Consider the following 16,735-nt stretch of genomic DNA (forward strand, 5'->3'; position numbering starts at 1 on the left):
TCAGTCTGGTCGTCACGAGCCGCGCGGTCGGCGTGCCGTGTCCGGGATCGGCGTGCGGCTGCCCGTGAGCAGCGCCTTGAGGTAGGCGGTGTGCGCGGTGAGCAGGGCGATGGCGCGGTCGGTTCCGCCCGGCAGGAACGGCAGCACGATCAGCGCCGGGACCGCGGCGGCCAGGGCCAGCAGGACAGCCGGGGTGAGGAGGGCGACCAGCAAGACGCGCTGGATCGCGCCGAGCGCGGAGGGCGGGGGCAGGAACGGGATCGTCATATCCCCCATGAAAAGCGGTGCTCTCTCGCTTTTAGTAATGGTCGATGTCACATGTCAGTCCAGAAGCTCGGCGGGCGGTGGTCGAAGGCCGCATTCCATGCCTCGCCCATCGAGTGCTGGAGCAGCATGGCCGTCGTCCGGTGGGCGTGGGTTGCCAGCCACTGCACGATCTCCGGCCGGGTGCTGGCGACGACTTCGTCGGCGACCGGGCCGCCCGGCCACGGCCATGTCGCGGGGCTTGGGCTGAAGTGCACGCGGGCCGAGCGTGCGAGCCGGCGGAAGTCCGTGACGCTTCCGCTGTCCCTGGCCGCCTCGAGGCGGCCGCGGTAGAAGTCGTCATGCAGGCGGTTCAGGACGTCGTCCATGTCTTTCAGGGTCGCCGCGCGGGCCTCTGCCATGAGTCGGCGGCGCTGTGCGGCGTCGATGTAGCCGAATTCGTAGGCCTGCGAGGCGGGCAGCCGCAGGACGGCTGGGACCGGCATGAGATCGGATTCACCGTCGTCGCTCCAGTCGAGGAGCATCGCCTCGATGAAGGTGCCGGTCTGGTCCGGGGCGAGTCCTGCGGCGGCCGCGACTATCGGCTCGATGCCCTTCACCGGCCGCATCCGCCCGTCGTTTCCACGAGTCAATGGCCACACCGCCGGGGCCCCGCCGGAGGTGAAGACGAGTAGCCGGCCCGCCGCCACCCACCTGGCGTACGGCTCCCGCAGTGCGGCGCCGTGCCCGCCGGCCGCGCGGGCACGCCAGTTCGGCGGGGTGCGCAGCAGCCACCCTGGCGGGAGGTTCGTGCGCGCGGCCGCACGGCCGCGCGCGACGAGCCAGACCTCGAAGTCCTCGACCTCGACTGCGCGGTCGGCACGCCACACCGCGCCGCCGCCGCGGCCGGAGTCGTCCCAGTCTCCGATCCCCCGGCGCAGTTCCTCGCGGGTGGCGGCGTTCGCGTACCGGTAGTCCAGTCGCAGCTCCCGCCACTGTTCCCCCTGCTCGAAAAGCATCCGCTCCGCGGCGTCCCTCCCGGAGCCGGTCAGCAGCAGGCGGGCGATGTTGGCCGCCACCCAGAAGCGGACCGCGGAATGCCAGCCCGTCTCCCCCTCCAGCGCCGCGGCCACCCGCAGCAGACGGGAACTGGCTCCCGGCCCACCGGCAGATGCGCCGGATGCGCTTCCGTCCTCGTCGGGGAACTCCGCACGGGACACCGCCTCGTGGACCGCAAGTTCGGGTGCAGTGCTCGTCGCCGCCACCGCTAGACCCCACAGGCCCCGGGCCGCCCGGTGCCGCAGAACAGGCCGTAGGCCGTCGAGGTATGTGTCGGTGAACGGCTCGTGGACGGCGATGGCGGTCATCACCGCATCGGTCAGCTGACGGCTCTGATAGTCGCGGTGCGCCCGCTGGAACTGGCCGGGCAGCCGCAACGACACCGCCCGTGCCCGGTCGGCCACCCCCGGACGCAGACGCAACCGCAGCGGCCCCCCGAACTCCGGGACCCACCGGTGCTTCCGTCTGCCAAGCGCCGGCGGGTAGCGCAGCACAGTGGAAATGTGCGTGAGGCGCAGGTCCGGTTCGCGGTGCTCCTGCGCCTCTAGGTGTTCGTCGAGCAGCTGACGAACAGTCTCGTCCCTCGACAGGCCCCGGCGGACGGCGATGGCCTTCACTGCGGCAAGCGCACAGGCCGGAAGCCAGACATTCGTCTCCACATGAGTCGGCACGCAGTAAGTATCCCGACGCCCATCGCCCCATGCCCACCCCCCTTCGCTCGGCGGCCGGGGAATGCCATTCGGACCTCGGCCCGCTCAAGAACTGGTGGCACATCGGCATCCACGTCCGCCGCCACGCCCCGCGCCGCACACCCGGCAAGCGCCGCACCGCCGATCCGGCCCCGATTACCGTGACCCTCACCGCGATGCGCCCCACCGGCGGAAAAAAGAACCCTGGCAGGTCTGGGCCTACAGCCCCCAGGCCGGGCAGTGGCATCTCACAGCCCGGCCACCACCGCGCTGCACGCCGCCGACCTCGCCTGGGACGTCAGCGGATACAACGCCGCCGCGGAGGAAACACTTCAGGCACGCGCCGCCGCGGACATCGTCGAGCAGGCCCTCATCCTCGCCCGCACCCAGCTCCCCGCAACAGCACCCACTGTCCTCTACGTCGACGGCAACGCCGCCGAACACATCTGGGCAGGCCTCACCGACCAAGCCCTGTGCCAGAACCCGCCCCCGACATGTCCCGGCCGTCGTCCTGGCTGCCCGGCCACAGCCTCCCCCGCGCCCAACGCCCCCTGGCCACCGTCCGCGTCATCAGCGACCTGGAACGCGTCGGCCGCCCCACCGGAGCCCACATGCGCACCAGCGACGGCACCTGGCGCGCCACCGACACCACTAACAGCCTCTTCCAACTCGCCACCGACGACGGCACCGCCACCTACCCCGACCTCCTCCTCGTCAACGTCCCCCGCACCTGGGCAGCCGGCCCCGCCGACCGCTTCGGCGAGGACGAGACACGCTTCGACAGCAACAGCCAGAACAAGAACGGCTATGCCCACACCGCCACGCGGTTCACCGTCATCCCCCAGAACCTTGACGCCGACTGCGACCTCATCGGAGCCGTCGCCGCCGTCCTGACCAACCAAGGCACCACCTCCGACGTCCGCCAAAGCACCCCCACCCCCTCCACCACGCCCGCAGGATGGACACCACCCACCCCTACTACCGCCGCACCGCAGAAATCACCGAAGACGCCTCCGACGGCGCGGATGCAGACGAGAACGGCCCGCAGGACGAAATGACGGCCAGCCTGTAACCAAGCCTGGCGCCCGGGATCGCCTCTCGTGACGTCACAGCACAACATCCTGCAGATCGCTGCGAACAGCACGCCCATGCGAGCACCGCCCTACATTGGCGGCCGCGAGTCAAACCATGACCGACCGGTCGGGCCGCCCTCCGCCGAACCTGGTGAACGGAGGAACGGGAGGCCTGACGCACCCGGATCGGCGGCGGGCTGAATGCTTCAGCCAGCCACGGTGCGAGCCGAGCGGCGGCAGGATGTCAGTGCTGAGTGGGACCCTTGCTTAAGGCATCGGGGCGGGCAGGGGGCCGGTTGTGGCGGTGAAGTGGAAGCGGATCGGTCAGCGAAAGTTCGACCGGATCGTCGAAGCGCTGGTGCATCGCACGTACGACGGGACAGCGCGCGTGGAGGCGGTGAACGGGCGCGGTGTCGATGGCGGTATCGACATCAAGGTCACCCACGGCTCGAAGGTGCGCATCTTCCAGCTGAAGTACTACCCGGACGGCTTTCCGACCTCGGCGCACAAGGGGCGGCGCAAGTCGATCGAGCAGTCGTTCGCGCGGGCCATGGAGCACCAGCTCTGGGAGTGGATCTTGGTGGTGCCCTGCACCCTCACCCCATCCGAGCGGGAGTTCGTCACCTCGCTGGCGGCCGCGCACAAGGTCCGGATCGGGGTGTGGGACCGGCCGAAGCTGGACGGGCTGCTCGCCACGCACGCCGACCTGGAGGCGGCCTTCACCCGGAAGCAGCTGTTCGAGGCGGCGAAGGTCTACGGGCAGGAGCGTGCGCTGCTGATGGACGGGGCGCGGGATGTGAGTGCGCGGGTCGCGGCGCTGGGGCGGCAGGTCGACGGGCTGGATGCTCACTGGGCGTTGGACTTCGCCCGTCAGGGCGCCATGGTGGTGCAGACGCTGCGGGCCAAGCACCCGCGGGCGCATGAGGTCTCCCCCATCGAGATCACCCTGACCGGCAACGGCCCGCTCGCCCCCGACCTGGCCGAGACCGTGCGGCGCAGTCTGGGGTTCGGGTTGCCGGACGAAGTGGTGCTTCCTCGTGAGGCGGTGGAGAGCCTGGCGGTCAGCGGGCCGGAGTGGCTGTCCGGGGAACATCGGGACGTCGAGGTGCGGTGGCAGCCGGCGGGCCAGGTGCCGCTGGCCGAGACGGCCGTGGAGATGGTCTTCCTCGACGCCGGACAGGTCGTCGCCTCGTACCCGGGAACGTTGGCGTACGCGGGGCGCGGCAGTGTCGGGCGATCGCTCACACTGGACATGACCGGCGGCAGTATGGAGCTGATGATCCCCGAGGCGTCCGGCGTCTTGGCGTCGCTGCGGTTCACATTCGCCCTGGACAAGCTGGAGCCTTCGGCCGCGCTGCGTCTGCTCGGGATTCGCCAGCGCATCATGAACGGCGGCACCTTCGAAGTACGGACGGAAGCTGGGATCATCGGAGGAGGCAGGCTGTCGCCGAACACCGAAGCCGCCCGCCAAGAGGTTGCGCAACTGCGCAGCTACGTCGAGGACCTGGAAGTGGTCCAGCGCCACTGCGAGCAGCACTTTCCCGTGCCCGGTGAGGTCACGCCGGCCGAACGGGTCGCCCTGCGCATGGCACGCCTGCTCATCCAGGAACACTGTGCGGTCTCCCCGTTCCTGCCCCAGATCCGCTTCCACCTCAGCGGGGAGGACTCCCCCATCCTGCGGGCCATGCTCAGCGGTAGGCCCCATGCGTTCCAGGGCTGGAACCCCGTGTGCCCGATCAAGATCGCCGGGCGGCAACTGGATCTGGGACCCGTACGCTTTCACCACCCCCGCGTCGTCGTCGACGAGGAAGAGGGCCGGCAGGCGCTGGCCGCGCTGGAGGCCGGGCGCGCCGAGGGGCACGTCGTCACCGTACGGCCTGAAGGCGGGGAGTGCTTCCGGCTCCTGCGGCACGACGCCACACCCCGCGACGGCTGGACTCCCACACCGCTGGAACTGGCTGGTTTCGCCGAACCTCGCTGAGGTCGGTTGGCCAGGGTAAGTGTCGCTCACCGGCACCTCGTCGCGTCGTCCCGGTCGCCGGCACGGACGTCTGGGGCGGACCGGGCAAGGGAGTGGGCGTAGCTGCGGTCAGCGTGTGCCAGCGAGACGCGGGGAAGGGCCAGCCGCACGCCAAGGCTGGCCGATACCATTGATCACCACTTCGGCGTGTGCGTGCCGTTGATCGCCAGGGGGAAGTATCTGTGTCCAGCCGTGTTCAGTCGATGCGACAAGGTGATCCGCAGCGTGTCGGCCCGTACCGGGTGGTGGGCCGGCTCGGATCAGGCGGCATGGGCATTGTGTATGCCGCGCTCAGCGCCGCCGGGGAGCGGATGGCCGTCAAGGTCGTGCATCCGGCGCAGGCCTCAGACGACGAGTTCCGTGCTCGGTTCCGGCGGGAGGTGCAACTGTCCCGGCGGGTTACGGGCCCTTGTCTGGTTCCAGTGGTCGATGCCGATCCCGATGCACCCGCTCCGTGGCTTGCCACTGCTTTCATACCCGGTCCCACCCTCGACCAACATGTGGCCGCCGACGGGGCTCTGGCCGGGGCCCGCCTGTATGCCTTGGCCGCTGGTACCGCAGCAGCACTCGCCGCGGTCCACCAAGCGGGCGTCACGCATCGTGATGTGAAGCCCCAGAATGTCGTCCTGGCGGCTTCGGGCCCGATGGTGCTGGACTTCGGAATCGCTCATGCCTTCGACGGGACTTCCGTCACCCGCACTGGGGTGATGACGGGAACGCCGGGCTGGATCAGCCCTGAGCATTACCGCACCGGCGCGGTCGGGCCGGAGGGTGATGTGTTCGCGTGGGGCGCCCTGGTCGCGTACGCGGCCACAGGACGTCTGCCCTTCGGGAGCGGCGCTGCCGACGCTGTTGCCTTTCGTGTCCTGTCTGCCGAGCCCGATCTCGGCGGGATGGGCGATGATCTGCGCCAGCTGGTGGAGAGGGCTCTGTCGAAGGAGCCATCCGTCCGACCAGCGGCTCCTGAACTCGCGCAATTGTGTGGTGGTTTGCTTGCCAAGCAGACTACGGCCGTCGCCGGTCCCGCTGGACTGCCTCAGCCGACACTGATAGCCGACCTGGTCGGTCGCAGCTGGGATCTGCCGTCCGACGAACCGATCTGGCCGGGCCCACCGAAGCGCACCAGCCGCACTGGCCTGTACCTTGCGGTCGTCGCCGCTGCTGCCCTCGTAGGCAGCCTCGGCGGTATCCTCGCTGCCACGCTGTCATCCACCACGGCGCGGGAACCAGCCATATCGGCCGACGGTCAGAAAGGCCCATCTGTCGACCTCACATCGGCCGCTCAGCACTCCGCAAGCTCTGCACCCGGCCCCGCACGCACCGCCTCCCCCGTGCCGTCACCCTCTACTCCGAGCCCGCGTACTTCCGCTGTCCCCTCCCCCGCGTACACCCGCGGTGACAGCACGCAGCCCACTGTTGATGAGTGGGCGGCCGCCCGGGTGGCGGCCACACAGGCGGAAAAGGCCGCCGCACAGCGTCTGCGCGAAGGCGCGGCTTCCATTCTCCAAGGGCAGCAGTACATGGGCGGCCAGGTGACCGTCACGTTCAACCCATCGGCGCAGACGATGTTCATCACCTTTGGCCCTGGTATCTACCCCGACGGGGAGAGCTACCTGGACGATGCCGCCTGGACGGACGTCGTCCGTAGTCTGATGTTCGGCAGCTGCTCAGAGGCCCAGCAGGACTTTCTCGACGACATTACCTGGCCCTACGGTCGAGCCGCAGTCGTCTACCGCGAGTCGATGGCCAACCCCATCATCGCCAACTTCCGAGAGGTCACCCACACCGACAGCTGCCGCGTATAGCCGCACGCGACACCGTGAGCTTCCCGTGCAGGGCAGACCTAGCTCAGCTTGAAGACATGAGCCACTGAATGCTGGGACTGTGGCCACCGACGCTGTGGTGGATGAGCTACCGAACAAACCTGGTTCGGACTGAGAGTGCCTGGCCCTCTACAAAGGGACGGATCAGCAGCGGTCTTCCTGCAGTTTCAGCATCTCAAAGAAGTCTCCGGCCTGGTCGATCAGCTCGTCGTACGTGCCCGTCTCCGAGATCCGGCCATGGTCGAGGACGATGATCCGGTCGGCGAGGCGGGTGTTGGCCAGCCGGTGCGTGATGAACACCGTGGCCCGGCCCGCGGCGAGGGCCTTGAGCCGGGTGTAGATCCGGTGTTCGGCGCGGGCGTCGAGTGCGGCGGTCGGCTCGTCCATCACGAGGACGGGGGCGTCGCGGTGGAAGGCTCGGGCGACCGCGACGCGTTGCCACTGCCCGCCTGACAGGTCGTGTCCGCCCCACCAGGAGCGAGCCAGCGACGTGTCCAGCCCGTGTGGGAGGGCGGCGATGACGCTGTCGGCGCCGGCTGCCTCGGCGGCGGCGTGTACGGCGGTGTCGCCTTCAGGGCGGCGCTGGCCGAGGGTGATGTTCTCGCGGGCGGCCAGCGGCCAGCGGGTGTAGTCCTGCGGGACGAGCGCGACCTGGGCAAGCACTTTGGCCGGGTCGGCGTCCGCCAGGTCCACACCGTCCCACCGCACAGACCCGCTGGTTGGGAGGAACAGGCCGGTCAGGAGGCGAGCGAGAGTGCTCTTGCCGGCGCCGTTCTCGCCCACGAGGGCGATGACCTCGCCGCGCTTGAGGTCCAGATCGATGCCGTCGAGCGCGGGCGCGTTGGCACCGGGATACGTGAAGGAGACGCCCTCGGCGGTGATGACCTGCGGCCCGTCCTCGGCGACGGTCGCGGTGCCGCGCCGGGTCGTCCACGGCTTGGCCACGGCCAGGAAACGGGCCCAGTCGTCCAGGGACAGCGAGGTACGGAACAGCCGAGCCCCCGCCCGCACCGTCGTGGCGAGCGCCGCTCCCGAGGTCCGCACCGCCAAAGCGGCGGTCCCCGCGACCGCGAGCTCCATGCGGCCACTCGCCACCAGGAGCACGAGCACGGCCCACGTGACGACGGTGCCCACCGCGGTGAGCGCGTCACCGACGCCTTGGACCACCAGGGCCTGCCGGGTCGCCTTGAGCTGTTCGGCCTCCAGGCGGCCAGAGACGATCCGGTACTGCCGGATCAGGAACCCGGCCATGGTGCCCGCCCGGACCTCGTCGGCCGTGTTCCGCTCGGTGGTGTAGGAGCGGAACACGTTGCGCAGCCGGCAGTCGGCGAGGTTGCGGTGGTGGGCGGCGTGCTCGATCCGCGCCCCGCGCACGGCGCCCCACGCACACGGCACGACGGAGAGGACCAGCAGAGGCAGCATCACCGGGTGCAGCACGGTGACGACGGTCGCCGCGGCGGCCATCTGGGCTGCGGCGGAGGTCAGCAGTTGGGCGTCGAGGATGAGGTCGCCGGTCTTCTCCGCGCCGTCGGAGCCGGCGGCGTGGGCGTCCTCGAAGTCCGGGTCCTCGTACGCGACGAGTTCGGCGGCGGTGGCGGCGGTGATGACCTGGAGGTCGGCTTCGCGTACGGCTTTGGGCGCGAGCCGGGCCGCGGCCGCGCGGGCGACAGCGTCGAGCAGGTAGCGCCCGGAGGTGGCGACGGCGATGACCACCACGGCGGTCAGGTTGTCGCGCAGAGAGGAGAGGATGTCGCCGCCGGTGAACACGGCGGCCAGCACGCGGGTGGTGGCTGCGAGCGCGGTCGCGGTGAGCGCGGCGGAGCCGATCTGGCAGGCGAGCAGGGCCAGGACGGCGCGGTGGTCGGTGTGCCAGCCGAGCCGGGCCGCCTCGGCGAGGGTGCGGGGCAGCCGGCGCGCTATCGCCCATGTGGACAGGTTGGCGCTCGCTTCGAAGTGCCGGTCGGAGGCCAGGCGCATCATGGGCGGCTGGCCCGCGCCGGATACGGACGGCGAAGATACAGAAGAACTCACGCCCCCATGAGGGAACCGGACCGGGAGGGCGGGCAACGGGATTGTTCCGCACGCTGCCCATCGGCCCTGGTCGCCCCGACCTGCCGTCAGCTTCACTGCTCGACATTCGCTCGTTCGAGTGATGCCGTGGTCCGGGGCGGGGAGGCATGGGCCAGCCCCGGACCAGGCAGCTCTGGCGGCCGTCTACGGCACGGCGAGGACCGGCATCCACGGCCGGTCGATGGCGTCGCCTATGTCCCGGCCGACCGCGCCGCCTGGGACCTCGGCCCAGGCGTGCGCTGCGTCAGGGAGGAACCGCGCGCCGAGCACCCAGCGGGCCCGGCGGCCGGTCAGCGCGGTCGCCAGGACGGTGGCGAGGCTGATCTCCATGCAGGCGATGCGGCCCGGCCACCAGGAGGGGATCACCGCAAGCACCGCCGTGTAGAGGGCTTCGATCCGGGCGTGGCGCGCGTACGGCAGGCCGCGCAGGAGCCGTACGGCGGCGATCTGCCAGCGCAGCGGCCACCGGCTCATCGCCAGGGACAGGGCGAGCGCTACGGCCGCGACGAGGCGGTCGAGCCTCGGCGCGGTGGGCCGGGCGGTGGGGACCATGACTGTCACCGCCACCACCCCTCTTTCGCCGGGCCGGGCGGGCGGTGTCGACGAGCACGCCGGTAACCAGGAGCTCGTTGATGAAAGCGGCGATCCGCTCGCCGACCACTGTCGGGTTCTGGCCGGTGGGGACGGCGATCTCGTCGGCGAGCCCGGCGGTGCCGCCGCGGACGGTGATGGCGTGCCAGATCTTCGCGGCGTCCGGATCGAGCATGAGCCAACTCCCGCGCTTGATGTCGAGCACCGCCGTGCCGTACGGGCCTGTGGCGTGATGGACTTGAGGGGCGCAGGTCAGCACGCTGTCACCTCCTTGGCGGCCGTCTGGCTGGTGAGCCACCAGCAGGTCACGATCAGCTGGTGCAGGTCGGCGATCACTGTGGCGCTCTGTCCTCGGGCCGCCTGCGCGAGCGCCACGCGTACCGCGGCGTGGTCGATGAGCCCTCCGGCCGCGAGCGGGCTCGACATGATCAGTTTGTCGAGCAGGCCCTGGTGCCGGGCGAGTCCGGCGATGCGCTGGGCTGTGAACGATCCTTTCGAGCGGCGCGAGGTCAGCCAGTCTGGGAGCTGTGGTAGCGCGGCCTGCAGCAGGGGCTTGTAGGAGACCAGCCCGCGCCGGGCAAGCGCCGGCACAGCGAACGCGGCCCGGACGACCTCGTTGTCCAGGTACGGGTACACCGGCCTCACAACAAGCTTCTCGGCGTACGGGGTCCAGCCGCGGGCGGAGGCGCCGCTCGATCGCAGGGCGGCCCACTGGTCGAACTCGTCCGCCAATTCCGGCTGCCGCCGGTGCCGGGCGGCCTGCCGCAGCAGCACGGCGACCTGGTGACGCCCGGCCGCCGTGAGCCACGATGCCCCGGCCCCGAGACGGCACCACGACCAGCCCGCCACCGTGGCCTGCGTGGTGACGGGCCCGCGCTCCAGGGCCTCGGCCGCGCGTACCAGGGAACCGCTGTGGCCCAGGGCAGCCGCATTTTTTAGGGCCTTCCAGTACGGGCCAGGGGCGGTATTGCGCAGCCGGGCGAACGCGACGACCTGCCGGTGGGCTTCGCGGCGCCGGCCGTCTTGGAGGAGGCGGACCCAGCAGGAGCTGGAGGCGTCGAGCACGATGTCCCCGCCGTGCCCGGTCAGGTGCAGCGGCAGCCCTCGTACGGGGTGCAGGTAGGCGGTGTCCATGGCGTACATCGCGGCCTCCAGCACCGGCTCCGCCCCGGTCGGCTGCCCGGGCGGGAAGCCGAAGGGCAGCTGCTCGGCGCTGCCGGTGGCGAGCGTATGCCGGGCGGCGGTGTGTTCGGCGACGCGGGCGGCGAACGCCATGTCCTCGCCGCTGGTGTAGCCGTCGGTGTACGTCACCGCGTGCACGGTCCCGACACCGGCGGCGAGGACGACGGCCGCCGAAGAGTCAAGCCCGCCGGACAGGTCCGCGCCCACCACCGCGCCGGCGGCGCGGACGCGGTGCTGGACGGCGTCGGTGAACGCTCGGCCGAACCGCTCGGCGCCCTCGCGCAGCTCGTAGGCGGGTTCAACACCCGCGATGTCGACGAGCTGCGGCGGCGCCCCGGGTGCGAGCAGCAGCCCGGACCCGCCGGGCACCTGCGGGATCTGCTCGTACGTGCTGTGGTGCGGCCAGTGGTGTTCCCCCGCCGCGAGCCGGGCCGCCAGCAACGGCAGGTCCGGCACGAGCGGGCGCCCCAGCAGACCCGGTTCGCTGGCCCACGCCGTCCCCTCCTGATGCGGCGTGTAGTAGACGGCTCGGATCCCGGCAAGGTCTCCGGACACGAAGTGCTGCCGCCCGTCGCTCGCGACCACCCAGTACGAGCCCGGCCAGCGGGTCAGCTCCGCCCACCGGCCCGCCCGCACAGCCGGAAGCAGGCCACGCAGATCCTGCTCGGTGACCGGGCTGTCGCCCACGACCGCGAGCGCCACCAGCCCCTCGCAGGCCGCACGTACTCGCGCGGCCGGAGCCCGGCGCACACCCCCGAGCCCTACGATCTCGATCCCGCCTCCGGCGGCAGTACCGCCGGCCATCCACTCCCGTTCCATCTGTTCGCCTCCCCTTCAGACGCGCCCAGGGGCCGGCCGTCGTACGGCCGGCCCCCGGAGTGCTCGGTGGTGTCCGGGCTGGTCAGCCCTCGAAGTAGTTGGACTTGTCCGAGTCGTTGAACACCTGGCGGCCCAGGGTGAGGATCGCCACCGGGTGGGCGCTGAGCTGTGGCGCGAAGCTGCCGGTGCGCGGCGCTGCGGCGGGGGCGTCCTCGATTGCGGGGTTCGTGGCGTGGATGGTCTGCTCGGTCATGACGCGGCCTCCTGTGTCGCGGTGGATGCTTCGGTGGTGCTGCCTCTATGTCACCGCGATAGAAGAGGTGTTCCCAGAGACGGAGATGGGGACTTACTGGGAGCGGATCTGGGAGGAAGATGGGACGCGCTTGGGACGTCAGCCTCCGAGAAGGTCGAGGACAGCCCTGTGGTAGACGGCGTACGCCGTGGGGAGTTCGGCGAGGTGAGCGCGTTCGTCGATGCCGTGCAGGCCCTCGTACGGCACCCCGAAACCGGCGGTGGCCGCGATGCCCTCCCCGGCGAGCAGGTTGCCGATGTTCGACGGGCCCGCCGTCTTCGCCCGCACCATCAGCCCGGCCGCCGTGGCGGCGTCGAGGAGGGCGGCGGCGGGCTGTTCGTCCTCGGTGAGACGGAACGGCGGCCAGGCAGCGACCGGGGTGACCTCGGTGGGTGCCGGTGCGGGCAGCTCCGCGTCGAGTTCGGCGACGGCCTTGCGCACGAGTGTCTCGGCGTCGTGTGCGTCGAAGCCGGGGGTGGTGCGGACGTCCACGTTGATATCGACCCGGTCGGGGGTGACGGAGAAGCCCTGGCCGCCGTGGAAGGCGGTGACCGACAGCTTCGGCGCCAGCGGAAACCCCGATCCGTCGTCCACGCCGGGCAGTTCGGCGGTGTCCAGGAGCCGTACGAGGTGGGCGCCGCGGGTGATCGCGCCGATGACGGTCTTGCTGGAGCCGGAGTGCCCGGAGGGGCGTGCACGGTGATCGTTGCCCGCCACAGGCCGCGGCCACCAACCACGACCTCGTCCATGCCGGGGTAGCCGATCATCACCCCGGCAGGGCGGGCCGCAGCGGGGTCGGTGAGGTAGGCGCGGGCGCCGCCGAAGCCGCCGGTGTGCTCATCCACGTCCAGGAGCACCGCGAGCCCGCCGGCCAGCTCGGCGGCGCGGGGGGCGAGGTCGGCGGCGATGTGGCAGAACATCGCGGCGGCGAGCTTGGAGTCCGCTGCGCCCCGGCCGCGCAGCCAGCCGTCCACGACGTCGCCGCAGGCCGGCGGGAACGACCAGGCGGACTCGTCGCCGTACGGGGCGGTGTCCACGCACGCGTCCAGCGTCCACCACGGCCCCGGACGGCTGCCGGGAACCTCCACCAAAAGCCCCACCAGGGCGCCTGCCGCTTCGTGAAGGCGCCGGTGCGGCAGCGCGCGGGCGGCGAGCCAGTCCTCCAGCACCGTCAGGACGGGCCCGTAGTCGTCGATCCCCGCCCGGCTCGGACGGCGGATCAGTTCGCTCGCCAGCTCGACCACGGACGCCGTTCGAACCTGGGCCGCCTGCTGAAGATCCTCGATCACGCTTCTCCCTCGCCCCCTAGTTATGCCGTACCGGCAGCGTGCGGACGGCTTCGATCGTCTCCACCGGCCGCGCCGAGGCGCACGCCTCCCGCCCATGGTGGACCAGACCCACCGCAGCCTCCCGACCGAGTAAGACACCGCAGTCGAAGCCCTCTGCCCCGTGGAACGAGGGCAGCGGCACCACCGCCGCCGTCTCGGAGGCGACGAAGAAGCGTTCCAGCGCCTCCGTGGGCTCCACCATCCCGATGTGGAGCGTCTTGATGCCGTTGCGTCGCGCGGACGGATCGCGCAGCTCCAGCAGCCGCAGCAGGTGATCGGCGAGCGCCCGATGACGGGGCGGTCCGTACAGCACGCGGTAGTGGACCAGATCCGGCTGCTGGGCCACGGCCGTCTCGATCGCCGCCAGATACGCCTTCTCCCTGCTGCGGGAGCCGGTGACGACCAGCTGCTCGCGCGCCCCGGCGACGACGTCGACCATCGCCTCGACCAGGTCGGTCCAGCGGGTCAGGACCTTGACCACCACGGTGGTGCCGGAGGTCTCCAGCAAGCTGGTGGCCGCGCCGTCCTGGTGGGCGAACAGCACCTCCGGGCGCTCGCGGTACACCCGGCACAGACCGGACCGGTTCCGTTTGCCCGTACGACGCCGACCCGACTCCCACGCGCTCATCAGGCTCGCGTCCGTCGCCCCGCCCGTGATCGCGTTCAAGACGTCGGCGGCCTCCTCCAGCGTCATGTTCAACGCGAGCCGGGCCCGCTTGAGCGCCGAGTCCGTGCTACTGGCTGCGGCCACAACGACCGCCCCCTCCCCATCCACCGGCAGTACCCGCCAGTCTTCCCCGCCCGCAGACGGTTCAGCGCGGTCCGCAGATCCTGGGCGCTCGGAGCCTTCAGTGCCGTCCCGTTCGGCAGTCTCTGGCTTCGTTCACTTCAAGGGTTCTGGCTCAAGTTCTGTGGTGCCGTCACGCCGAGTGGTCCGTCTGCCTCGAATATTCAAGGTGGCGGAGCAGAAGTCGTACACGCTGCCCGACGGCCGGGTCTGGCGCACGATGGACGCGGTCGACCGGCTGGATGTCACCCACGGCGCGCACCGGGGCCGGATCGTGCAGGCGGTCGTGCCCTCGCGTGCAACGCAGTTCCGCCTGGTGTGCACCTGTGCGCCGGGTGCCAGCGAGATCTGCCGCGACGGCCGCAAGGTCACCTGGTGCCCCAGCCTGAACAGCGCCCGGGACCTGTAGGACTGGCACGTGCACGGCACCGCCCCTGTCCACAGCGCCTCGTGACATCCCTGCCCGCCAACAGGACTCCTCGGCCTCACTGGGGCGAGAATGGCGGCCATGTCACCCTCCCTGGCCAGCTGCGTGGAAGCGGTTGCCCGTTTGCGTCGGGCAGGACACCGAGCGCGAGCTCAACGCCTGGGCCAACTACACGATGGCCGGTGCCCCCGGTGGCTTCGCGGCCGCCGCCGCCAACACCCTGGTGATGACCGTCCTCGCCCGACGCCGCGAACTGGGCATGCTCCGCCTCGTCGGCGCCACCCGACTCCAGGTCATGCGGATGCTCCGCTGGGAGGGACTGCTGGTGGGCGTGGCGGGCGTGGTCTTGGGCACCGCCATCACCGCGACCGCTGTGAGCCTCGGCCTGCTCGCCGTCAGCCTCCCCGCTCGCGCCGTGTTGCGTGAGCGCCAGTCCTGACACCGGCTATACAGCGGGGACCTCCTCGTCGGTGACGTGGGGCGCCGGTGATCGCTTGGTGTCTAATGGCGCCTGCACGGTGATCCGGGGGAGTCAGGGGGAGCCTGGTGGAGGCGCTGAAGCCGACCGATCCGCAGCAGGTGGGCCGGTACCGCATCGCGGGCCTGCTGGGGGCCGGCGGGATGGGCCGCGTGTACATGGGCCGTTCGCCCAGCGGACGGCTGGTCGCAGTCAAGGTGGTGCGGCCGGAACTGGCCGATGATCCCGGGTTCCGGCGCAGGTTCGCCCGGGAGGTGGCCGCTGCCCGGAAGGTCACGGGATTCTTCACGGCCGCGCTGGTGGACGCCGATCCCAATGGGTCACCGCCCTGGCTGGCCACCGCCTACGTGCCCGGCATGGCGCTGGACCAGGCGGTCGCCGCGCACGGTCCCTGGCCGGTGGCCTCGGTGCGTGCGCTCGGAGCGGGACTGGCCGAAGCACTCGAAGCGATCCACGAGGCCGGTCTGATCCACCGCGATCTCAAGCCGTCGAACGTGCTCATCGCCCCCGACGGACCCCGTGTCGTCGACTTCGGCATCTCCGTGGCGGCCGAGGCCACCGTCCTCACGCACGCGGGGACCGCGGTGGGAACGCCCGGATTCATGTCCCCCGAACAACTCACCGGCGACGCCGTGACGGCCGCCACCGACGTGTTCGCGCTCGGCGCGGTGCTGACCTACGCGGCCACCGGCACCGGCCCGTTCGGAACCGGCTCCGCGCAGTCGCTCAATTTCCGCATCGCGTACGAGGAACCGCGCCTGGAGGGGCTGCCGGGCCAAGGCCTGGAGATCGTCGCCCGCTGTCTGGCCAAGGAACCGGCGCAGCGCCCGGGCGTGAACACCCTGATCAGGGAACTCGCCGACATGACGGGCGACGCAATCTACACCCCCACGCAGATCGTCACCGACACCGCCGCGTGGCTGCCCGACCAGGTCGCGGCGGCCGTATTGGCCACCGTCACGTCAGCGGCGCTTCCCACGCCGATGGTTCCCTCACCGGCCGCTCCGGCTCCGGCCGTTCCGGCTGCCGGCGCGACGCGCGGGCCCAGGAAGGCACCCGCGTCCCCTCGCAAGCCCGCCCGTCCGAAGCCGACGGCTGCCGCTCCGGTCCCCGAACCCTCCACGGTCTACGCCGAGCCGCAGCGGCGTGCCGCGCCAGGTGCATCGCCGGCCGGGCCGCGGAAGACGGTGGCGGAGGGTGCCAAGCCGGCCGGGCCGCGGAAAGCGACACAAGCCGGTGCGTCGCCGACCCCGCCGCGGAAGGCGACCAAAGCGCCCAGCCCCCGTCCCGCGCTCGCGAGCGAGGCAGCGGCCGCAGCCACGCCAGTCGCGCCGGCCGCGTTGCCGCACCTCTGGACCGTGCGTCGCGTCCTCTTCCTTTCGGTCGCCTGCATCGCCTTCGTGCTGGCCCTGTGCCTTCCCTTCGGCTACAACGCAACCGTATTCGGGTATCTGATCTCCGACTGGTGGCCGTGGTGGACGTCCGACTGGCCGTTCGGCGGCACCTGGCCGTTCGTGGTCGTCATCGGGCTCGCCCTCACCAGTTGCGTCGCCGTGCTGGTACAGCTGCGCCGCTTCCCGACGGGCCCGGTTCCTCGCCCTGCCCGGCGCCTGCACTACCTGGCGACCAGCCTCGCCGGAGGACTCCTCGCCCTCTACATCTATCTGGGCCTCCATGCGGAGGCGAACCTGTCCTTCCTCGAATCAGGCCAGTGGTTCTACGTCCTGGGCTGCCTGGCGTCGTTGGCCGGCACGGTCCGGCTGAAGGGTCCGAAGAGCGGAGGCAGTGCCGCCTGACCGGTCGGGCCCATGGGCGCGGCCCGTGCACGCGGGCCGGCATCGTCAGGCCCGGCCA

Annotated in this window: 14 protein-coding genes and 3 pseudogenes; 8 read left to right on the forward strand and 9 right to left on the reverse strand. The window is 71.1% G+C overall.

The window, feature by feature from the left end:
- Positions 1-12: 12 nt before the first annotated feature.
- Both NEH16_RS00255 and NEH16_RS00260 read right to left on the reverse strand, forming a co-directional pair.
- Complete coding sequence (locus NEH16_RS00255; RefSeq protein ID WP_265538385.1) at positions 13-267, reverse strand: dTMP kinase; 255 nt, start codon at positions 265-267, stop codon at positions 13-15.
- 47 nt (positions 268-314) lie between these two features.
- Positions 315-1,919: a hypothetical protein gene (locus tag NEH16_RS00260; RefSeq protein ID WP_265538386.1), complete on the reverse strand. Its 1,605-nt coding sequence runs from the start codon at positions 1,917-1,919 to the stop codon at positions 315-317.
- A gap of 312 nt (positions 1,920-2,231) precedes the next feature.
- Between NEH16_RS00260 and NEH16_RS33795 the strand changes: the two are divergent.
- From NEH16_RS33795 to NEH16_RS00275, 4 genes and pseudogenes are all read left to right on the forward strand, one after another.
- A pseudogene (locus NEH16_RS33795) lies at positions 2,232-2,465 on the forward strand (RNaseH domain-containing protein); the annotation flags it as partial.
- A 20-nt stretch (positions 2,466-2,485) separates the two neighbouring features.
- Positions 2,486-3,049 (forward strand): RNaseH domain-containing protein, encoded by a 564-nt coding sequence (locus NEH16_RS00265; protein ID WP_265538387.1) that lies wholly within the window; start codon positions 2,486-2,488, stop codon positions 3,047-3,049.
- A 313-nt stretch (positions 3,050-3,362) separates the two neighbouring features.
- Entirely contained in the window at positions 3,363-5,045 is a 1,683-nt protein-coding gene (locus tag NEH16_RS00270) for a hypothetical protein (RefSeq protein ID WP_265538388.1), read from the forward strand.
- 221 nt (positions 5,046-5,266) lie between these two features.
- Complete coding sequence (locus tag NEH16_RS00275) at positions 5,267-6,889, forward strand: serine/threonine-protein kinase (protein ID WP_265538389.1); 1,623 nt, start codon at positions 5,267-5,269, stop codon at positions 6,887-6,889.
- A gap of 162 nt (positions 6,890-7,051) precedes the next feature.
- On the opposite strand, the gene NEH16_RS00280 is transcribed toward NEH16_RS00275, so the two are convergent.
- Positions 7,052-8,938, reverse strand: coding sequence for an ABC transporter ATP-binding protein (locus tag NEH16_RS00280; protein WP_265538390.1), 1,887 nt, complete (start codon positions 8,936-8,938; stop codon positions 7,052-7,054).
- 183 nt (positions 8,939-9,121) lie between these two features.
- The gene (locus NEH16_RS00285; protein WP_265547016.1) at positions 9,122-9,529 is read right to left on the reverse strand and encodes a lasso peptide biosynthesis B2 protein; all 408 of its coding nucleotides are present in this window, start codon (positions 9,527-9,529) and stop codon (positions 9,122-9,124) included.
- Between the two features lie 80 nt (positions 9,530-9,609).
- Between NEH16_RS00285 and NEH16_RS00290 the strand changes: the two genes are divergently transcribed.
- A complete protein-coding gene (locus tag NEH16_RS00290; protein ID WP_265538391.1) occupies positions 9,610-9,801 on the forward strand; it encodes a hypothetical protein in 192 nt (63 codons plus the stop codon).
- A gap of 19 nt (positions 9,802-9,820) precedes the next feature.
- Here NEH16_RS00290 and NEH16_RS00295 read toward each other — a convergent pair whose 3' ends face one another.
- From NEH16_RS00295 to NEH16_RS00310, 5 genes and pseudogenes are all read right to left on the reverse strand, one after another.
- Positions 9,821-11,569 (reverse strand): asparagine synthase-related protein, encoded by a 1,749-nt coding sequence (locus tag NEH16_RS00295; RefSeq protein ID WP_265538392.1) that lies wholly within the window; start codon positions 11,567-11,569, stop codon positions 9,821-9,823.
- 82 nt (positions 11,570-11,651) lie between these two features.
- Positions 11,652-11,822: a hypothetical protein gene (locus tag NEH16_RS00300; RefSeq protein ID WP_265538393.1), complete on the reverse strand. Its 171-nt coding sequence runs from the start codon at positions 11,820-11,822 to the stop codon at positions 11,652-11,654.
- 138 nt (positions 11,823-11,960) lie between these two features.
- Positions 11,961-12,578, reverse strand: a complete 618-nt coding sequence (locus NEH16_RS00305; RefSeq protein ID WP_265538394.1) for a peptidase dimerization domain-containing protein — start codon at positions 12,576-12,578, stop codon at positions 11,961-11,963.
- Positions 12,563-13,246 (reverse strand): annotated as a pseudogene (locus NEH16_RS33595) (M20/M25/M40 family metallo-hydrolase); the annotation flags it as partial. The pseudogene NEH16_RS33595 and the gene NEH16_RS00305, both read right to left, overlap by 16 nt.
- Positions 13,167-13,940 carry an XRE family transcriptional regulator gene (locus NEH16_RS00310; protein ID WP_265538395.1) on the reverse strand — a complete coding sequence of 258 codons (774 nt, stop codon included), beginning with the start codon at positions 13,938-13,940 and terminating at the stop codon, positions 13,167-13,169. The pseudogene NEH16_RS33595 and the gene NEH16_RS00310, both read right to left, overlap by 80 nt.
- Positions 13,941-14,145: 205 nt before the next feature.
- Between NEH16_RS00310 and NEH16_RS00315 the strand changes: the two genes are divergently transcribed.
- The 3 genes and pseudogenes from NEH16_RS00315 (at position 14,146) to NEH16_RS00325 (ending at position 16,677) form a co-directional block, all read left to right on the forward strand.
- Positions 14,146-14,385, forward strand: coding sequence for a hypothetical protein (locus NEH16_RS00315; RefSeq protein WP_265538396.1), 240 nt, complete (start codon positions 14,146-14,148; stop codon positions 14,383-14,385).
- A gap of 145 nt (positions 14,386-14,530) precedes the next feature.
- Positions 14,531-14,842: pseudogene (locus NEH16_RS00320) on the forward strand (FtsX-like permease family protein); the annotation flags it as partial.
- 107 nt (positions 14,843-14,949) lie between these two features.
- Positions 14,950-16,677: a protein kinase domain-containing protein gene (locus NEH16_RS00325; RefSeq protein ID WP_265538397.1), complete on the forward strand. Its 1,728-nt coding sequence runs from the start codon at positions 14,950-14,952 to the stop codon at positions 16,675-16,677.
- Positions 16,678-16,735 lie beyond the last annotated feature (58 nt).

It is taken from the genome of Streptomyces drozdowiczii (assembly GCF_026167665.1).
In the GTDB taxonomy this organism is placed as follows: Bacteria; Actinomycetota; Actinomycetes; order Streptomycetales; family Streptomycetaceae; genus Streptomyces; species Streptomyces drozdowiczii_A.